General features: G+C 44.1%; 1 protein-coding gene and 1 pseudogene. Both read left to right on the forward strand.

Features of this window, described 5'->3' with window-relative positions; genetic code table 11:
* Nucleotides 1-377: protein adenylyltransferase SelO family protein (locus KIV40_RS31650; protein ID WP_285353278.1), on the forward strand; the 377-nt coding region annotated here is incomplete at its 5' end.
* Between the two features lie 261 nt (nucleotides 378-638).
* Nucleotides 639-805 (forward strand): annotated as a pseudogene (locus KIV40_RS31655) (C4-dicarboxylate ABC transporter); the annotation flags it as partial.

Consider the following 805-nt stretch of genomic DNA (forward strand, 5'->3'; position numbering starts at 1 on the left):
AAAACCGAGTCGATTATCCTCGTTTCTTCAGAGCGCTATCGGATCTCGACACGCAATCTGAGCAAGAGGTGATTGATCTAGTCATCGACCGCGAAGCAGCCAAGCTCTGGGTCAATAATTATCTACAACGCTGCGAGCTAGAACCCGATACTGTGGAAGAGCGCTGTGAGAAGATGCGTGCCATTAACCCCAAATATGTGCTGCGTAATTATCTGGCTCAATTGGCAATTGATAAAGCGGAAGAGGGCGATAGCAGTGTGGTAGATGCATTAATGGTTGTGCTCGCCGATCCGTATGCCGAGCACCCTGACTATGAATATTTAGCCGCACTGCCACCAGAGTGGGGCAAAGAGATGGAGATCAGCTGTTCTTCATAAGTGTTCTATTCAAAATAAGTGCTCAGCTCAAAATAAGCGCTTAATTTAAATGTTCGAGAAATGACACATTTCATAAAATGGGATGTGTCATTTTCCACCCATTCAAAAATCCACCTCTACTTTGCTTCCCCGTTCATTTTTCTCTCAAGCCTTATGGTTAAAGGGTTGTTAAATAAATGTAGCTAGTTGGCGCGCTAATTGCCTTAGTAAAAGCATGCAGTTCCCATTGATGGGCTGCTTTGTTTACTAAGGAGAATAATAATGTTTAAGCCTCTTACCCTGCTATCTGTCTCTGCGCTTGCGCTCACAAGTTTTAATGCTGCTGCGAACTGTGAACCGGGTGAAATTGTTATCAAATTCAGCCACGTAACGAATACCGATAAGCACCCGAAAGGCATTGCTGCTTCTTTACTAGAAGAGCGAGTAAA

The sequence above is a fragment of the Vibrio sp. D173a genome (assembly GCF_030248475.1).